Source organism: Noviherbaspirillum sp. (genome assembly GCF_036563305.1).
Lineage (GTDB): Bacteria > Pseudomonadota > Gammaproteobacteria > Burkholderiales > Burkholderiaceae_D > Noviherbaspirillum.
The window spans coordinates 52,935-69,919 of sequence record NZ_DATCMQ010000007.1 but is presented as its reverse complement, the minus strand read 5'-3'; the positions used below and the strand labels follow the sequence as shown (position 1 = coordinate 69,919).

Here is a 16,985-nt window from a genome sequence, read left to right as displayed (position 1 = left end):
GCGTACTTTCGTAAATGACGGTTCAGTTCAGTTTGAAATCGATCGGCACCTGCACCCACTCGGCCACCGGCGCATCGCCGCGGCGGGCCGGCACGAAGCGCCACTTGCGCACGGCGTTCAGTGCAGCCTCGTCGAACAGAGGTGAACTGCTCGAGCGCAGTACATGGACCTCGCCCGCATTGCCCTCCGCCGTGACCAGCACCCGCAGGACCACCCTGCCTTCTTCACCGGCGCGGCGCAGCAGCGGCGGATAGACGGGTGCCGGGTTGTTCAGGTACGCGGCGTTGAATCGCGGCGGGGTGACGGGTGCGGGCGGCGCCGGTGGCGCTGGCGGCGCCGGCGGTGCGGGCGCCGGCGGCTCGGGTGTGGCTACCGGGGCCGGCGCGACCGGCTCCGGCTCCGGCTCCGGCGCGGTCAACGCCTTGTCGCTGGTGGTCGTCTTCGGCGGTTGGCGTTTCGGCTGCGCCTTGGGAACGGGCTTCTTTGGCTGCGGCTTCGGTTCGGGGGGCGTCGGCTTCGGCGGTTCGGGCTTTGGCGGCACGACGGCCGGCAGCATCTCGACCATGACCATGGGCTGCGGCACGGACGGTACCGCCGGCGCTGTGCCGGCGCCGAGCGTCGCCAGGATCAGCAGGCCGAGATGGATCGCGAAAATCAGCGTCAGGACGCTGGCTTTCGCGTTAAACGATTGATTCATAGGGTCTTTTTTTTGCCGTAACGGCTTCTGCCTGCCGCTCTTCCAGTCTTCGCCTTTGCGGCGAAGCGGCTATTCATTCAGCCAAGAAGGGAATGATAACAATTCTCATTTAAAAAGAAAAGAGGGAAATTCCTGCGGCGAACCGGATTGACCCTCCGGCTGAACGACTTCGGACGTCCCCGTGAAATCGGCAGGGATGAAAGGCAGGGATGGGCCAGTAACGATGGCCGTGCTGGCGCCGGGCGTCATCGACGTCCGGCGCGCCCAGGCGGCAGGCTGTGGAATGCCCTCTCGCACCAGGAGACGGGCGGGCTGGCAGGCAGCCACCGGCAGCGATTGCCGCTGCGGCGACATGAAGAGCAAAAACAGGCACACGCTACCGAAACCGATGGTCCGGCAGCGCGTCGCGGCAGTTCAGCGCGGCTGGGGACGGTTGTCGGCGGGGCCGGGCAGGATGCCGAGCGCCTCGTACTCTTCGAGCTTGCGGTAGAGGCTGGAAAGTCCGATGCCGAGTTTCAGGGCAGCGGCGCGCCGGTCGCCGTTGGCGTCGGCGATGGCATTGTGAATGACGGTGCTCTCGAAACGGCGTACCTGCTCGCGCAGGCTGTCGCCGCCCTCGCCCGCCACGCGCGCGCTTCCCGGCGGGGCGACGCGCGCCACGTGCGGCGGCAGGTCCGCCATCGTAATACGGCCTTCGTCGGCCAGGATCAATGCTCGATCAACCACGTTTTCCATCTCCCGTACATTCCCGGGCCATTCGTAGGCGCACAGGGTTTCCTCGACATCCGCGTCCATGTTGATGTCTTCACTGGTGTTCAGACGCTTCGCCGCCTTTGCCAGCAAGAAGCGCACCAGCCCCGGAATGTCCTGCCGCCGTTCGCGCAGCGGGGGAACGTGTACATGAAAGACTGACAAGCGAAAGTAGAGGTCTTCGCGGAAGCGGCCCTCCGCGACCATCTGGGCAAGATCGCGGTTGGTCGCGGCGACGATGCGCACGTCGGCGCGCCTGGCCTGCTCGCTGCCCACCGGTCGGATCGACTTCTCCTCGATCACGTGCAGCAGCTTCACCTGGAGGGCGAGCGGCAGTTCACCGATCTCATCGAGGAAGATGGTGCCCTTGTCCGCCTCCAGGAACAGCCCCTTGCGCGCCTTGTCGGCGCCGGTGAACGATCCCTTGACGTGGCCGAACAGCTCGCTCTCCATCAGGTTCTCGGGAATCGCGCCGCAGTTGACGGGGATGAAGGGGCCGTCCACCCGCTGGCTGTTCTGATGGATCTGGCGCGCGATCACGCCCTTGCCCGTGCCGCTCTCGCCCGTCACCAGCACGGTGCTGTCGGTCGGCGCCACCTTCGCGATCATGCGCTCGAGCTGTTTCATCGACGCCGAGGCGAAATCGAACTGCGGCTCGCGGGAGCCGAGCACCAGGTTGCGGAGAACGCGATTCTCGGAACTGAGACGGCGCAGGTCGCGCACCTTCATCAGCCGGTGCACCACCTCGTCATTGCGCACGGGCTTGATCATGTAATCGGATGCGCCCGCCTTGATGGCCTCGATCGCGGTATCCACCGACGCGTAGGCGGTCATCATGATGAAGCTGGTCTCGATACCTGCGGCGCGGGCGCGACGCACCAGCTCGATGCCCGTGAAGTCCGGCATCTTGATGTCGCTGACGGCGACGTCGATGTCCCCTTTGGCCAGGCACGCGAAGGCCTCGCTGCCGCTGCCCGCCTGCCAGACCTTGCATCCGGCGCCCTCGAGGTGGACGGCAAGCACCTCGCGTATCGCAGGCTCGTCGTCCACGATCAGCACTTCCAGAGACTTCATCGTATTGGTATCGGACTTGTTCATTGTGCATTCTTCGATCTGTCGGCGGCTGCCGCGGCAGCCCCACCCATCCCGGATCTTTTCCGGAATCGGGAAACGCAAGCATAAACGCTGGCAGCGACCCTTGCCACAGACGCTGTACCGGCCTGGCGAAGTCGCAAGGGTTGGTTCACGGTCCTTTCCTTGGAACCACCGGCCGGCACGACGGGTGCAGCCGCTCCATGCACACCCCGCTTGTGATTCCCACACGCGAGAGCGCAGGACTGCCGATTCCCGGTTTCGGGAAGGGGCGGTTCGCGGTTTTGACGCTCTCCCCTGGAATTTCCCGTTTGTATCAATTGGCATGCTAGTTGCTGGATGCGGGATAAAAGCGCCCCGGAAACCGACACGTTCCGGATGGCGACCTGCCGGCGGCGCCGGGCGATTTCAAGGATGGGGAGCGACGAGATGCATGCAAGTGCACAGCTGGCGACAAATGAACCGGAAGCGGCGACGCTGAAGTTGCGCCTGCGCCTCCTCACTTCGCTCGCATTCGTGTCGACGCTGGTGCTCGGCTGCGCGTTCGCCGCAATGTATGCCCATGCGTGGCTGCCGGACGGCGTGGCCGCCGCCGAGCAGCAGGGCCCGGGGACTTCCGCGTGGCCGGCGGCAGGCGCGCCGCTGATCGCAGCCGTCGCACTGCTGGGCCTGGCCGTGCTGGCTGCCCGCTTCACCCGTACCCGCATCAGGCAGTCGGCACGCTTGCAGTGCGAGATCAGGCGACACATGGCGCAGCTTGCCGCCTGCGAGGGGCGCATGGCGGCGGAAGCGGCGGAACGCCGGCGCGAACGACTGGCAGCGGCGCAGGCGACACGCCTCCACCGCCTGCTCTCCGGCGTCGGAAGCGCGATCGTGCGCGCCGCCGACAGCGACCGCTTGCTTGAGCAGGTGTGCCGCCTTGCGGTCGAAGCGGCCGGATTCGCAATCGCCCGCGCGGCACTCGAGGGCGACGACGGCGCCTGGAACCTGGTGGCGACGCGCGGCGCCGCGCTGCACGGGGTAGCGCCGAACGGCGAGACCGCGGGCACTTGCGAGGGCATCGGTAAACCTGTCTGCTCCAGGCCTCAGGACGAGCGCTTCGGCACCCGGGTAAGCCTCACGCTGCGCGTCAATGGCCGTGCCGCGGGCATGCTCAGCCTCTACACGTCCGTTGACGATGTTCTCGAGACGGCGCAGATACGCATGCTGGACGGAATGGCGGACGACCTGTCGTTTGCACTGGAGAACATCGAGCGGGATGCTGGCCGCCGGAAAACCGAGGAACAGCTTCGCAAGCTGTCGCGCGCCGTCGAACAGAGCACGAGGGCGGTCATGATTACCGACGCCAAGGGCATCATCGAATATGTGAACCCGTGCTTCTCCAGCCTGACCGGCTATCGCGTGGAAGATGTGGTTGGCTGCACCCCGCGCCTGCTGAAGTCGTCGGACATGCCCGCGGAGGTCTACCGCAATCTGTGGGAAACGCTTCTCGCCGGCAGGGAATGGCACGGCGAGTTGCACAATACGAGGAAAGACGGACAGCAATACTGGTCGTACGTGGTGATATCACCACTCAAGGATGACGAAGGCCACATCACGCAGTTCGTCGCCGTCAGCGAGGACATCAGCGCGCGGAGGCACAGCGCGCACCCGTGCGCCTGAGCCTGGCTTCGCCCTGGCCGTGCCCCCTTGTTCAGCCGGGCAGGCGCGACGTTCGGCCCGGTTGGATAACGGCAAGCATGCGGAGCATGCGTTGGCCCGGCGGCGGGCATCGCCCTGCCTTCCGGCGCGATCAGGCATAGCGGCAAGCTGTGGCACAATCGAACGCTATTTCAGAACCAGGCACCGTCATGGAAAGATTCAAACAGTACGACCTGATCATCGATGCCCGCAGCGAGCGCGAGTATGCCGAAGATCACATTCCGGGTGCGATCAACCTGCCAGTCGTCAACAGCGACGAGTACGCCGAGGTCGGCACGCTGCACCGGACCGACAAGATGCGTGCCTACCTCATCGGCGTCGCCTATTCGCTCAAGAACATCGCCCGCCACCTCGATGAGGTGATCTCCGGCCGGCCCCGCAATACGCGGATCCTCGTTTACTGCTTCCGCGGCGGCAAGCGCAGCCGGCTCTGGTTCGATGCGCTCGACACCATCGGCTACCGGGTGCAGAAACTGGAGGGCGGCTGGAAAGGATATCGCCGCTGGATCAATGAGCAGCTCGAGACCTTGCCGCGGCGCTTCAATTACATCGTACTGTCGGGTCCGACCGGATGCGGGAAGACACGGCTGCTGTATCAGCTGGAGGGGCTTGGCGCGCAGGTGCTCGACCTCGAGGCGCTTGCCTCCCACCGGGGCTCCGTGATCGGGGCGCTGCCCGGCAAGACCCAGCCGACGCAGAAGTATTTCGACAGCCTGCTGATGCAGGCACTGTCCGGGTTCGATCCGGCCCGGCCGATCTGGGTGGAAGCCGAGTCGAAGAAGATCGGCAATGTCCGACTGCCCGATGCGCTGCTCGACACGATGCACGCCGGCGCGCGCCTGCTCCGGATCGACGCGCCGATGGACCAGCGCGTCATCCTCTGGCGCGAGGACTACCGCCACTTCGAGGACGACCCGGAAGCCTTCGTCGCCAAGCTTGCCCACCTGCGCCAGCTGGTCGGCAGCGCCGAGTTCTCCCACTGGGAGGACATGGCCCGCGCGCGCCGGATGCCCGAACTGTTCGAACGCATCATGCGCATGCACTACGACCCCGCCTACACCCGTTCGACCAGCCGGCACTACCTTGCGCTAGAAAAGGCGCCGCTGATCTCCCTGCCCGACCTGTCGCCCCCGGCATTGCGCGTCGCCGCGCAGGACCTGCTTGCACAATACGATCCGCAGCACGCCCCCCTGCCCGCCTGAACGCGACGCGCCGGGGCTGCCCGGCGTCACGCAAGGCCGGCGGCGAGCCGGCACCGGCATACCACGGGAACCGCCCGACCGGGAGGACAGGCCGGTACGCGAATGGGGAAATCTGGCGTGAAAACAACCGGCGGCGATCCGGGCCGCGCTGAAATCCGGAGGCCCAAAGGAAAACGGGTCAGTGCTTTTGGCACTGACCCGTTTTTTCTTGCAAATAATGGCGCGGCTGGCAGGAATCGAACCCACGACCCCTTGGTTCGTAGCCAAGTACTCTATCCAGCTGAGCTACAGCCGCGTAAAACGAAAGTATAGCACCTGTTCAATAAAAAAAGAAAGCCCCCGGCGCAAGAAATGCAGATGCCGCCGCGTTGCAGCCGGGCTGCGTTCCTCGCCCGGGCTCGCTGCTCCGGACTGCCGAAGTGCAAGGCGCCTGTGTTAAAGTCGGCTCACTATTTCTATCGAGCATCACCTGGCACCATCCCTGACCGCGCGAGTACGCTGCACGGGGCTGTGGCCAGCCAGAACCAACACGACATGATTTCCCCCGCGCCAAGCGTCCCGTTGCTGCGCCGCCTTCCCCGCGGCCGCCTGTTCCTGCTGCTTTCCTGCCTGCTCGCGTCGACTGCCCACGCGAGCCTTCAGGTATACGTACAGGACACAGGCGGGCGGGCGCTCGTGGACGCCGTCGTCTATGCCGAACCGATCGACGGGCCGGTGCCGAAAGCGGCGCGCGGCGCCGAGATCGAGCAGAAGGAAAAGCGCTTCCTGCCCGCGGTGACCGTGGTGCAGGCGGGCACCAGCATCTCTTTCCCGAACCGGGACACCGTGCGCCACCATGTCTACTCGCTCTCGCCGGCCAAGGTATTCGACCTGAAACTGTATGCGGGAGATCCGCCGAATCCCGTCACCTTCGACAAGCCCGGCACCGTCGTCATCGGGTGCAATATCCATGACCAGATGGCGGCATGGATCCACGTCGTTTCGACACCGCATTTCGGCAAGACCGACAGTACAGGCAAGGTCCGCATCGAAGGCATGCCATCCGGGCGCTATCGCCTGAAAGCCTGGCACCCCGGCCTGCCGCCCGGGGCGCCGCCCGCGGAGCAGGTGTTCAACCACACCGGTGGCGAGGCGTCGGCTTCGATCACGCTCAATGCAAGGATGCGGTAGCAATGTCGTTGCGCCTGCGTAGTCTTGAAAGCCGGATCGTCCTCCTGTTCCTGGTCCTGGTGCTTGCCGTCCAGCTGGCCGGCCTGTTCGCCATACAGGCGGGCATCCGGGACAATGCGCGCACTGCGATACGCGAGGAACTCCTGGTCGGCGAACGCGTGTTCGGACGGGTGCTGCAGCAGTATGCGCAGACGCTGACGCAGGGCGCGCGACTGCTTGCCGCCGACTACGGCATGCGCGAGGCGATCGGAAGCAATGACCGGGAGACCATCGAATCGGCGCTCGCCAACCATGGGCAGCGTATCCAGGCGTCGCATACGATGCTGATCGGGCTCGACCGCTCGCTGCGCGCCGCCACTGCCGGCGGTGCGAACGGTCCGCTCGAGGCGGCTGCGCTGGGACTGATCGACCGTGCCGAGGAAAAGGGCAGCGCGGCCGGCGCCGCCGTACTGGAGGAGCGCCCCTACCTGGTGGTGGTGGTACCGGTGAAGGCGCCGGTGACGATCAGCTGGGTGGCGATGGCGTTTGCCATCGGGCAGCGCATCGCGGACGACATGCGGGAACTGTCTTCGCTGCAGGTGGCGATTCTGACCAGCGACAGCAAGACCGGCTACAGCGCCGACGCCAGCACCCTGCCCGGCGCCGCCACCGCCAGCCTGCTCCAGCGACTCGGCCAGCTCGAACACGCCAGCGCCTTCATCCCGGAGATGACGCTGGGGGACGCCGAATACAGCGCCCGCCTGCTGCCGATCGCCGAGGACAGCGACGACGAAGTGCTGGTGGTGCTGCTGCGCTCCACCAGCGAGGCGGTTGCGCGCTACAGCCAGCTTCAGCTCCGGCTGCTGGTGCTCACCGTGGCGGGCATCATGATCGCGTTCGGCGCCAGCATCGTCGTCGCCCGGCGCATCACCGGCCCGCTGCGCGACCTCGGCGATACCGCGAAACGCTTTGGAACGGGCGACTACGAAGGTGCGATCGATGTGCGCCGGGACGACGAGATCGGAGAGCTGTCACGCGCCTTCGCCGCCATGCGCGACGGCATATCGAAACGCGAACTCGAGATCCGCAGGCTGGCGTACTGGGACACGCTGACCAACCTGCCGAACCGGGCGCAGTTCGTCACGCTGCTCGATGCGGCGATTGCGGAGGCAGCCCGGCGGGGCGGCGCATGCCAGGTGCTGATGATGGACCTCAACCGGTTCAAGGACGTCAACGACGTGATGGGCCATCGATTCGGCGACACGCTGCTGCGGATGGTGGCGGAACGCTTGCAGGCGCAGGCATTCCCCGTACCCTGCAAGCTCGCCCGCCTTGGCGGCGACGAGTTCGCCGTTCTGCTGCCGGATTCTCCGGCTGCGGACGCGCGCCAGGTCGCGGCCTGCCTGCTGAAGGCACTGGAAGCGCCGCTCGTGGTCGAAGGCCAGAGCGTCGATCTTGGCGCGGGAATCGGCATCGCCGGCTACCCGGACCACGGCGCGGCCGCCGAACTCCTGCTGAGCAGGGCCGAAATCGCGATGTATGCGGCCAAGTCCGGCGGCAACGAGGCCGTGATGTACGAATCCGCCCTCGACAAGGGCAGCCAGCACAGCCTGTCCCTGCTGACGGAATTGCGCCGCGCGGTGGAGGAAAACCAGCTTCGCCTGTATGTGCAGCCCAAGGTGGATTTCGCCACCGGCCGGGTGAACGGGATCGAGTCGCTGCTGCGCTGGGTGCATCCGGACCGCGGCATGGTGTTCCCCGACCAGTTCATCCCGTTCGCCGAATCCACCGGGTTCATCCGCACCCTGACCCGCTGGGTGCTGGAGCAGTCGGCCGCACTGTGCAGCCGGATGCGCGCCGACGGCATCCACCTTCGGGTATCGGTGAACCTCTCGACACGCGACCTGCTCGACCAGGAACTGCCCGCCAGATTTGCCGGGGTGCTGGCCCGCCATCAGCTGCCGCCCGCTTCTTTCTGTCTAGAAATCACCGAAAGCGCGATCATGGACGATCCGGTGCGGGCCGAGAAAACACTGGACGCCCTGCATGCCATGGGCGCGGACCTGTCGATCGACGACTTCGGCACCGGCTACTCCTCGCTGGCCTATCTGAAGCGGCTGCCGGTGCAGGAACTGAAGATCGACAAATCCTTCGTCCTGAAGATGGAGAACGACGCGGACGATGCAAAGATCGTCCGATCCACCGTGGACCTCGGCCACAACCTGGGCCTGAAGGTGGTCGCCGAGGGCGTGGAGACGCTGGGGGCATGGCACTTGCTAGCAGCCATCGGTTGCGACCAGGGCCAGGGCTATTTCATCAGCCGGCCGATACCGGCGGAGCAGTTCTCGTCCTGGCTCGCGCAGTGGCGCCCGCCCTCCTCCGCGGACGGCGCGGGGACCGACGGCGCCGGCATCTGAACCGGCCGGACCGGGAAAGGAGACCGACATGATGCAGGCAGAGTGGCTGCCCCTGGTGATGCAGGCGTCGTTCAGCGAGATCTACGTCGTCGATTGCCGCAGCCTTCGGTTCCTGCACACGAATCCCGCGGCACGCAAGAACCTGCGATACGTGGCCGCCGAGCTGGCCGCGCTGACACCGCTCGACATTGCGCCGGGACTGTCGCGCGACATGCTGGAGCAGGCGCTGGCGCCGTTGCGCGACGGCCGCCGCAAGCGGACGTCGCTGAACGCCGTGCTGGTCCGCAAGGACGGCTCCACCTATCCCGTGGAATTCCGCCTGGTCCATTGCGCGTCGAAGACGGCGCCGGCCTACGTCATGATCGGCAACGACCTCAGCGCGCGCGACGCCTCCGACAAGGCGCTGCGCCTGTCCGAGGCGCGCTTCCGCACCATCGTCTCCAACACGCCCGGCCTGTTCTTCCAGCTGCTGCGCAAGCCCGACGGCAGCACCGCCCTGCCGTTTCTCGGGGACGGCTGCCATGCACTGCTCGGGGTGAGCGCGCAGCGCCTGCGGGACGATCCGGCGTTGTTCCTGCACCTGATCGTGGAGGAGGACCGCCCCTCGTTCACTGCCACGATGACTGCCTCCGCAAGCAGGCTCAGGGAATGGAACTGGGAGGGCCGCATCCACGTCGAGAAATGGAAGGACATCAAGTGGATCAACCTGCGCTCCACACCACGCGGGCTGCCAGGCGGCTGCGTCCAGTGGGAAGGGATCATGACCAACATCACCCAGAGCCGGCTGGAGCAGGCCGAGATACGGCGCTCGCGCGCGCAACTGGCCGAGCTGTCGGCCCACGTCGAAAGCGTGAAGGAGATCGAGCGCACCCGCATTGCGCGCGAAATCCACGATGACCTCGGCGGCAACCTCACCGCCATCAAGATGGCCATGGCGCTGGTCAAGAAGCGGCTGCCGGCAGACGACACGGCGCTCGCCGAGAAGGCCGCCTACGTCGATGCGCTCGTCGACCGGACCATCGAAGCGATCCATCGCATTGCGGTCGACCTGCGGCCCGGCATCCTGGATTTCGGCATCGTCGCCGCGATCGAATGGCAGGCCAGGGAATTCGAGAAGCAGCTCGGCATTCCGTGCGAGGTCGAGTGCGGCGCCAGGGAGATTGCCCTGCCGGCGGACCAGGCCGCGGCGCTGTTCCGGATCTTCCAGGAGGCACTGACCAACATCGGCAAGCATGCGCAGGCCACGCGCGTCGCCGTGCGCCTGCTGCGCACCAGGGACAGCGTGCTGCTGGAAGTGACCGACAACGGTCGCGGGATCGCGCCGACCGACCGCCTGAAACCGAAATCCTTCGGCATCCGCGGCATGGCCGAACGCGTCAGCGCACTGGGCGGGCAGCTCACGGTGGCGGCGGCGACCGGCGGCGGCACCGAAGTCGCGATTAGAATTCCCCTGCCGGATTAAAAGGGAAGGTGCTCGTGAAGACAGCGAACGAAACAATCAGGGTGCTGATCGCGGACGACCACGCGATCGTGCGCGAAGGGCTGCGGCAGATCCTGGCGGACAGCAAGGACATCGTCGTCGCCGGCGATGCCGAGAACGGCAATGACGCGGTCAAGCTCGCCCGCAAGGGCGACTGCGACGTCCTGCTGCTGGATATCTCGATGCCCGACCGCAGCGGCATCGAGGTGCTCAAGCAGATCAAGAAGGAGATGCCGAAGCTGGCGGTGCTGATGCTGTCCATGCACCGGGAAGACCTCTACGCGATCCGGTCTCTCAAGGCCGGCGCCGCGGGCTACCTGAACAAGCAGAGCGCGCCCGCGGAGCTGGTCGACGCCATCCGGCAGGTCGCCGCCGGCAGGAAGTACATCAGTCCGGCGCTGGCACAGGAACTGGCCAACCAGGTCGGTGACGAGCACCGCGAGGTGCCCCTGCACGAGACCCTGTCCGACCGAGAGTACCAGACCCTGGTGATGATCGCGTCCGGGAAGACGGTCAGCGACATCGCCGCGGAGCTGTCGCTGTCCGTAAAGACCATCAGCATGTACCGCTCGCGCCTCTTGCAAAAAATGAAATTGCGGCATAACGCGGAACTGACGCATTACGCCATCCGGAACCGCCTGGTTGAATAAGGCTGCCGGGACGCCGCCCGGCTTGCCGACGTTGCTGCGGCACACTTCTCTTTTGCCGTTAATCAACGTAAAGTGGCGAATTAACGTGGCGCGTCCGTCAACTGCGCCCTTCCACGGATGGCGCAGGATGCGAGAGAACGACAGCAAGCCGGAGCAGCAGAGTCCCGCCGATATCGCGCGCGAGGCGTTCAAGCGTCTCGCGGTACGCCGCATTGCGCCAACGCCTGACGCCTATCGCGAAATCTACGAGGAGATCGCCGGCATCCAGGCACGCGCCGGCGCCGAGCAGGTGCTGGCGGAGTTTGCCGCTTCGCTCGCCCGCACGCCCCGTGACCTGTCTCCGCTTGCGGCGCAGCTGCGGCAAGCCGCCGAGAGCCGCGACTGGCAGGACTACAGCCGCAACCTTGCACGGCTTGTCGATCTTCACCTGGCTCCCGCCGCCATGCCGGCGCCCGAGGCAACGCCTCCGGCAGTACCGTTATCCGCAGCGCAGCCGTCCGCAGTGCAGCCCCCGCCGGTTGCCCCGCTGGGGGCGCCCGCTGCCCGCACTTCCATCCCGCTGGTCGACCCGGAAGCGCCGCCGGTCTCGAAGTCGCGCGGTATCCCGCTGGTGGACGCGACGCCGTCAACCTCTGCCGCCGCGGCCGCAGGATTGCCGCTGGTCGAGGACGCCCCCCCGGCCCGCCCTGCCCCCGCCGCATTCAACGTCATTGCGCCGGCAGTCCAGGAAACGCGCCAGATGCAGATGCTGCGCGACCTGCTGGTACGCACCCTGACCCTGGCGCTCGGCTCGATGCTGCGCGGCGCCCCCGCCCTGGCGGAGGAATCCGAGGCGCTCGCAGAGTCGATCCGTACGGCCTGGACCGAGCAGGCGCTGAACGAGATCGGCGGTCGGCTCAAGCAGCTGTGCTTCCGCGTCGGACTGAAAGCCGACGACATGGCGGAAGAGCATGAGCTCCTGCTGCGGCTGTTCCAGCTGCTGCTGGAGAACGTCAGCGAACTGCTGGACGATGACACCTGGCTGAGCGGCCAGATCGCCAACGTGCGGGACCTCCTGGCGGGTCCGATCACGCACGCCGCGCTGCTCGACGCCACCCGCAGCCTGAAGGAAGTCATCTACAAGCAAGGCGCGCTGAAGCACAGCCTGAAGGAGGCAAAGGTCACGGTCAAGAACATGATGATGACCTTCATCGACCGCCTCGGGGCGGTGGCCGTCAGCACCGGCGACTTCCACAAGAAGATCAACAACTACCAGCAGAAGATCACCGACGCCAAGGGCATCGTCGAGCTCAACAACATCCTCGACGACATGATGCGCGACACCAGGGCGGCGCAGGCCGAAGTGCTGCGCTCGCACGACGAGATGGTCGCCGTCAGGCGCGAGGTGCAGGACGCCGAGGCGCGGATCCAGGAGCTTGAATCGAAGCTGGAACAGATGAGCGAACTGGTGCGCGAGGACCAGCTGACCGGCAGCCTGAACCGGCGCGGCCTCGACGATGTGTTCGAGCGCGAGATGGCGCGCTCGGCGCGGCGCGAAACGCCGCTGTGCATCGCCCTGCTCGACCTCGACGATTTCAAGCGCCTCAATGACACCTACGGCCATTCCGCCGGCGACCAGGCGCTGGTGCACCTGGTGCGGGTGATCAAGGAGACGCTGCGCACAATGGATGTTGTAGCCCGTTTCGGCGGCGAGGAATTCATGATCGTGCTGCCCGACACGCCGCTGCCGGAGGCGGTGCTGACCGTGACCCGGGTGCAGCGCGAGCTGACCAAGCGCATCTTCATGCACGACAACCAGCGGCTGCTGATCACGTTCAGCGCCGGTGTCGCCCTGCGCCAGGCAGGCGAGGACCAGCAGACGCTGGTCAAGCGGGCCGACGCCGCGCTCTACCAGGCCAAGCACGCCGGCAAGAACCGGGTCGTCGCCGCCTGATCCCGGGTTTCACCGCAAGGCAAGGATCCGGCACGAACCCGCCAAAAACCGTATATTCCCGCTGCGGCGTTTTACGCCCCGCCCGCCGCCGGATGCATCACGGGGCAGATTCTGGAATCCACATGCAAGACAAAACCGCCTGTTCGCTCGATCCATCGGACTGGGAATCCTTGCGCGAGCAGGGTCACCGCATGCTTGACGACATCATCGACCACATGGCCGGCCTGCGCGGCCAGCCGGTCTGGCAACCGGCGCCCGCCGCGGTACGGGCATCGTTCCGTGAACCGATGCCGCGCGAGGAGACGCCGCTGGCCGAAGTCCATGCCCGGTTCATGCGGGATATCCTCCCTTATGGCATCGGCAATGCCCATCCGGGCTTCATGGGCTGGGTACAGGGCGGCGGCAGCGCGGCCGGCATGCTGGCCGAGATGTTGAGTGCCGGCCTCAATGCCAACGTGGGCGGCCGCGATCAGATCCCGGTCGAGGTGGAGCGCCAGGTGCTGCGCTGGGTGCGCGAACTGTTCCGCTTTCCTGACGCCGCCAGCGGCCTGTTCGTCACCGGCAGTTCAATGGCCAACCTGATCGCCGTGCTGGTCGCGCGCACCGCGGCGCTCGGCACCGGTGTCCGGCAGTCCGGGCTCGCGGCCAGCGGGCTGCGGCTCACCGCCTACGCCTCGGTCGCCGCGCACCAGTGCGTGAGCCAGGCGATCGACCTGTGCGGACTGGGGACCGCCGCCCTGCGCCTGATTCCGACCGATGCAATGGGACGGATGGACACCGCGCTGCTGGCGGCGACGATCGCCGCCGACCGCCGCGCCGGTTGCACGCCGTTCTTTATTGCCGGCAGCGCCGGCACGGTCGACATCGGCGCGATCGACCCGCTGTCCGCGCTGGCCGATATCGCGGCCCGGGAAGGCGTCTGGTTCCACGTGGACGGTGCGTACGGCGCGCTGGCCATGCTGTCGCCGCGGATCGCGCCGCGTCTTGCCGGCCTGGAGCGGGCCGATTCGATCGCCTTCGACTTTCACAAGTGGGCCCAGGTCCCGTACGACGCCGGCTTCATCCTGGTACGCGACGGACGCCTGCACCATGACACCTTTGCTTCGCCCGCAGCCTACCTTTCGCGCGAAATCCGGGGCATGGCCGCCGGCTCGCCCTGGCTGTGCGATTTCGGCCCGGACCTGTCGCGCGGCTTCCGCGCGCTGAAAACATGGTTCTCGATCCAGACGTATGGCAGCGACCGGCTGGGCGCCGTCATCGACCATGGCTGCGCATTGGCGCAGTACCTGAAACAGCGGATCGAGGACGAACCACGGCTGGAGCTGCTGGCCCCGGTCGGCCTGAACATCGTCTGCTTCCGCTACCGCTGCGCGGACGCCGATGCGGCCAACCGCAACATCGCGATCGCCCTGCAGGAATCCGGCGTTGTCGCGCCATCGACCACGATGGTCAACGGCAGGTTGGCGATACGCGCCGCCCTGTTCAATCACCGCACCGAACGGCGCGACATCGACGCCTTGATCGAAGGCGTCCTGCATTTCGGCTCCCGCGAAGAGACGCTCGACCGGGACGCTGCATGACGCCCATCGCGAAAGCGGCCGCATAACGGCAGGGACGCCGCAAACTTTAGGGCGGCAAAGAAGAATTCGCCAGCGCGCGGGCACGACAGGCAAAAAAATCTATTCGAATCAGAGGCTTACCGATAATTCTGCACGATTCAACCAAAGATTCCCAGAAAAAATATTTCTCCTGTTAAAGATTGTTACGGGACGTCCGAAGAAGGGGATGTCCGGCTCGTGATCGGAGCGGGCCAGGAAAAAGCAGCGGAAAAAAATCCTAAACTTTTTCCAGACCCGACCGATAAAGCTTTCAACAGCGGTTCAGCAACGCGGACCGGAGTTGAAAGACTCACACCGGAATGATTCGGCCCCCGTCAAATTAGGAGAAATACCATGGCCTCTTATATCAATACCAATATCTCGTCGCTGAACTCGCAGCGCGCACTGACCTCCTCCCAGGGCGCCCTGGCAAGCTCGCTGCAACGCCTGTCCTCCGGTCTGCGCATCAACAGCGCCAAGGATGATGCAGCAGGTCTGGCGATCTCCGAGCGCATGACCTCGCAGATCCGTGGCCTGAACCAGGCAACGCGTAACGCAAACGACGGCATCTCGCTGGCCCAGACCGCCGAAGGCGACATGGTCCAGATCGGCAACAACCTGCAGCGTATGCGTGAACTGGCCGTCCAGTCGGCCAACGCATCGAACTCCGGCGGCGACCGCTCGGCACTCGACGCTGAATTCCAGGCGCTGTCCGAGGAAATCGACCGCGTTGCATCCAACTCCCAGTTCAACGGCGTCAAGCTGCTTGACGGCTCCTTCAGCCAGCAGAAGTTCCAGATCGGCGCGAACGCAACCGCCGCCGACTCGATCAACATCAACAGCATCGCCAGCGCCCGCACCAGCGCCCTCGGCCAGTACAACGGCTTCGCCAGCACCTCGCTCGGCGCAATCACCGATGGCGCAGCCGCGACCCTGACCATGGTCCTGAACAAGACCAGCGGCCCGGCGCAGACCATCACCGTCTCTTCGGTGGAGACCGATGCCAAGTCGATCGCCGCAGCAATCAACTCGCAGAACATCCAGGGCCTGACGGCCACCGCCCAGAAGAACGAGGCAGTCGGTTCGCAGACCAACGGCATCACCGCCGGCGGCACCGATACCTTCACGCTGAACGGCCAGACCATCTCGGTCGTGGGCGGTACCGACGCAGCGTCGAACCGTGCCAATGCGCTCAAGGCAATCAACGACCAGTCCGCAGTGACCGGCGTCGTGGCAAAGGACACCGGCAACGGCCTGACCCTGACCGCCGCCGACGGCCGCAACATCGAGATCGCCAACTTCACCGCCGGCTCGACCGGTGGCGACCTGGCCTCCTACGGCCTGGTTGCAGCAGGCACGACCGAAGGCACCGTCAAGGTCGAATACCAGGCGCCGGCCGGCTCCAACATCACGTCGATGGCCTTCTCCGGCGCAGGCATGGCCGGCACCACCACCGGCACGGTGGCGGCTACCGGCAAGGCACTGTCCGCAGTCGACATCAAGACGGCCGACGCTGCTTCCGGCGCGCTCGCCTCGATCGATGCCGCACTCGGCTCCATCAACTCCAGCCGTGCCAGCCTCGGTGCAGTGCAGAACCGCTTCAACTCGGTGATCTCCAGCCTGCAGACCACCTCCGAGAACCTGAGCGCGTCCCGCAGCCGCATCCAGGACGCGGACTTTGCGGCAGAAACCGCGAACCTGACCCGTGCCCAGATCCTGCAGCAGGCTGGTACCGCGATGCTGGCGCAAGCCAACTCGGTGCCGAACGGCGTCCTGAGCCTCCTCCGCGGCTAATCATCGCGATCAGCAGCAAGAACCCGGCCAAATTACTGGCCGGGTTTTTCTCCTTGAAGGGTGATCAACATGGCAATCGAACCTACGAGCAGTCCAGCGGCCTCCGGCGCCGAGTATCCGCCGAAAACCGTCGCCGCGACCGGTTCCCCGGCGCCCGCGAAACCCGCCGCCGCCCCGAGCGAAGCAAAGACGACCGTCCAGCAGCCCGGCGCCGTGCCGAACCTGGCGGAACTCGAAGAGGCGGTGAAGAGCATCAAGGCAGCCGTTGAAGTGAAGTCGCAGGGGCTCGAATTCGTCATCGACGACGAGAGCGAGCGGCCGATCGTCAGGATCATCGACACCCAGACCAAGGAAGTCCTGCGCCAGATTCCCTCCGAGGAAGCGCTGAACATGGCGAAGGCCATCGATCGCGCTGCGGGCCTGCTGGTGCGGCAGAAGGCCTAAGAACCCGAAAAGACGGGGAATTCGCCTTCTAAAGTCTGCTTTAGCAAAGCCGTTATAGAGTTACATTGTGTTTTTCCG

Annotated in this window: 12 protein-coding genes and 1 tRNA gene; 10 read left to right on the top strand and 3 right to left on the bottom strand. The window is 65.8% G+C overall.

The genetic code is table 11. The annotated features are described in order from the left end of the window. Positions 1–22: 22 nt before the first annotated feature. Together VIM12_RS05275 and VIM12_RS05270 are read right to left on the bottom strand one after the other, a co-directional pair. On the bottom strand, positions 23–697 hold the full coding sequence (locus tag VIM12_RS05275; protein ID WP_331940567.1) for an energy transducer TonB: 675 nt from the start codon (positions 695–697) through the stop codon (positions 23–25). Between the two features lie 414 nt (positions 698–1,111). Then, entirely contained in the window at positions 1,112–2,545 is a 1,434-nt protein-coding gene (locus VIM12_RS05270; protein ID WP_331940566.1) for a sigma-54 dependent transcriptional regulator, read from the bottom strand. Between the two features lie 423 nt (positions 2,546–2,968). On the opposite strand from VIM12_RS05270, the gene VIM12_RS05265 reads away from it, so the two are divergent. Further along, positions 2,969–4,201 (top strand): PAS domain S-box protein, encoded by a 1,233-nt coding sequence (locus VIM12_RS05265; protein ID WP_331940565.1) that lies wholly within the window; start codon positions 2,969–2,971, stop codon positions 4,199–4,201. 188 nt (positions 4,202–4,389) lie between these two features. Continuing rightward, on the top strand, positions 4,390–5,442 hold the full coding sequence (gene mnmH, locus VIM12_RS05260; RefSeq protein ID WP_331940564.1) for a tRNA 2-selenouridine(34) synthase MnmH: 1,053 nt from the start codon (positions 4,390–4,392) through the stop codon (positions 5,440–5,442). A gap of 218 nt (positions 5,443–5,660) precedes the next feature. Here the strand turns inward: mnmH and VIM12_RS05255 are convergent. Next, positions 5,661–5,737 (bottom strand) — tRNA-Arg (locus VIM12_RS05255). 239 nt (positions 5,738–5,976) lie between these two features. On the opposite strand from VIM12_RS05255, the gene VIM12_RS05250 reads away from it, so the two are divergent. From VIM12_RS05250 to VIM12_RS05215, 8 genes are all read left to right on the top strand, one after another. Continuing rightward, the gene (locus VIM12_RS05250; protein ID WP_331940563.1) at positions 5,977–6,612 is read left to right on the top strand and encodes a methylamine utilization protein; all 636 of its coding nucleotides are present in this window, start codon (positions 5,977–5,979) and stop codon (positions 6,610–6,612) included. 2 nt (positions 6,613–6,614) lie between these two features. Beyond that, positions 6,615–9,008 carry a putative bifunctional diguanylate cyclase/phosphodiesterase gene (locus VIM12_RS05245; protein WP_331940562.1) on the top strand — a complete coding sequence of 798 codons (2,394 nt, stop codon included), beginning with the start codon at positions 6,615–6,617 and terminating at the stop codon, positions 9,006–9,008. A gap of 28 nt (positions 9,009–9,036) precedes the next feature. Next, entirely contained in the window at positions 9,037–10,470 is a 1,434-nt protein-coding gene (locus VIM12_RS05240) for a PAS domain-containing sensor histidine kinase (RefSeq protein WP_331940561.1), read from the top strand. A 14-nt stretch (positions 10,471–10,484) separates the two neighbouring features. After that, a complete protein-coding gene (locus VIM12_RS05235) occupies positions 10,485–11,138 on the top strand; it encodes a response regulator transcription factor (RefSeq protein ID WP_331940560.1) in 654 nt (217 codons plus the stop codon). Positions 11,139–11,265: 127 nt separating this feature from the next. Beyond that, a complete protein-coding gene (locus tag VIM12_RS05230) occupies positions 11,266–13,071 on the top strand; it encodes a diguanylate cyclase (RefSeq protein ID WP_331940559.1) in 1,806 nt (601 codons plus the stop codon). Between the two features lie 122 nt (positions 13,072–13,193). After that, positions 13,194–14,651 (top strand): pyridoxal phosphate-dependent decarboxylase family protein, encoded by a 1,458-nt coding sequence (locus VIM12_RS05225; RefSeq protein WP_331940558.1) that lies wholly within the window; start codon positions 13,194–13,196, stop codon positions 14,649–14,651. Between the two features lie 372 nt (positions 14,652–15,023). Next, positions 15,024–16,463: a flagellin gene (locus tag VIM12_RS05220; RefSeq protein WP_331940557.1), complete on the top strand. Its 1,440-nt coding sequence runs from the start codon at positions 15,024–15,026 to the stop codon at positions 16,461–16,463. A 69-nt stretch (positions 16,464–16,532) separates the two neighbouring features. After that, positions 16,533–16,907, top strand: a complete 375-nt coding sequence (locus VIM12_RS05215) for a flagellar protein FlaG (RefSeq protein WP_331940556.1) — start codon at positions 16,533–16,535, stop codon at positions 16,905–16,907. Positions 16,908–16,985 lie beyond the last annotated feature (78 nt).

What these genes read in the sequence shown, in the direction of transcription:
- VIM12_RS05230 (WP_331940559.1), top strand. Translation starts at nt 11,266, where the DNA reads ATGCGAGAGAACGACAGCAAGCCGGAGCAGCAGAGTCCCGCCGATATC.
- VIM12_RS05275 (WP_331940567.1), bottom strand. Translation starts at nt 697, where the DNA reads ATGAATCAATCGTTTAACGCGAAAGCCAGCGTCCTGACGCTGATTTTC.
- VIM12_RS05225 (WP_331940558.1), top strand. Translation starts at nt 13,194, where the DNA reads ATGCAAGACAAAACCGCCTGTTCGCTCGATCCATCGGACTGGGAATCC.
- mnmH (WP_331940564.1), top strand. Translation starts at nt 4,390, where the DNA reads ATGGAAAGATTCAAACAGTACGACCTGATCATCGATGCCCGCAGCGAG.
- VIM12_RS05245 (WP_331940562.1), top strand. Translation starts at nt 6,615, where the DNA reads ATGTCGTTGCGCCTGCGTAGTCTTGAAAGCCGGATCGTCCTCCTGTTC.
- VIM12_RS05265 (WP_331940565.1), top strand. Translation starts at nt 2,969, where the DNA reads ATGCATGCAAGTGCACAGCTGGCGACAAATGAACCGGAAGCGGCGACG.
- VIM12_RS05240 (WP_331940561.1), top strand. Translation starts at nt 9,037, where the DNA reads ATGATGCAGGCAGAGTGGCTGCCCCTGGTGATGCAGGCGTCGTTCAGC.
- VIM12_RS05215 (WP_331940556.1), top strand. Translation starts at nt 16,533, where the DNA reads ATGGCAATCGAACCTACGAGCAGTCCAGCGGCCTCCGGCGCCGAGTAT.
- VIM12_RS05220 (WP_331940557.1), top strand. Translation starts at nt 15,024, where the DNA reads ATGGCCTCTTATATCAATACCAATATCTCGTCGCTGAACTCGCAGCGC.
- VIM12_RS05250 (WP_331940563.1), top strand. Translation starts at nt 5,977, where the DNA reads ATGATTTCCCCCGCGCCAAGCGTCCCGTTGCTGCGCCGCCTTCCCCGC.
- VIM12_RS05270 (WP_331940566.1), bottom strand. Translation starts at nt 2,545, where the DNA reads ATGAACAAGTCCGATACCAATACGATGAAGTCTCTGGAAGTGCTGATC.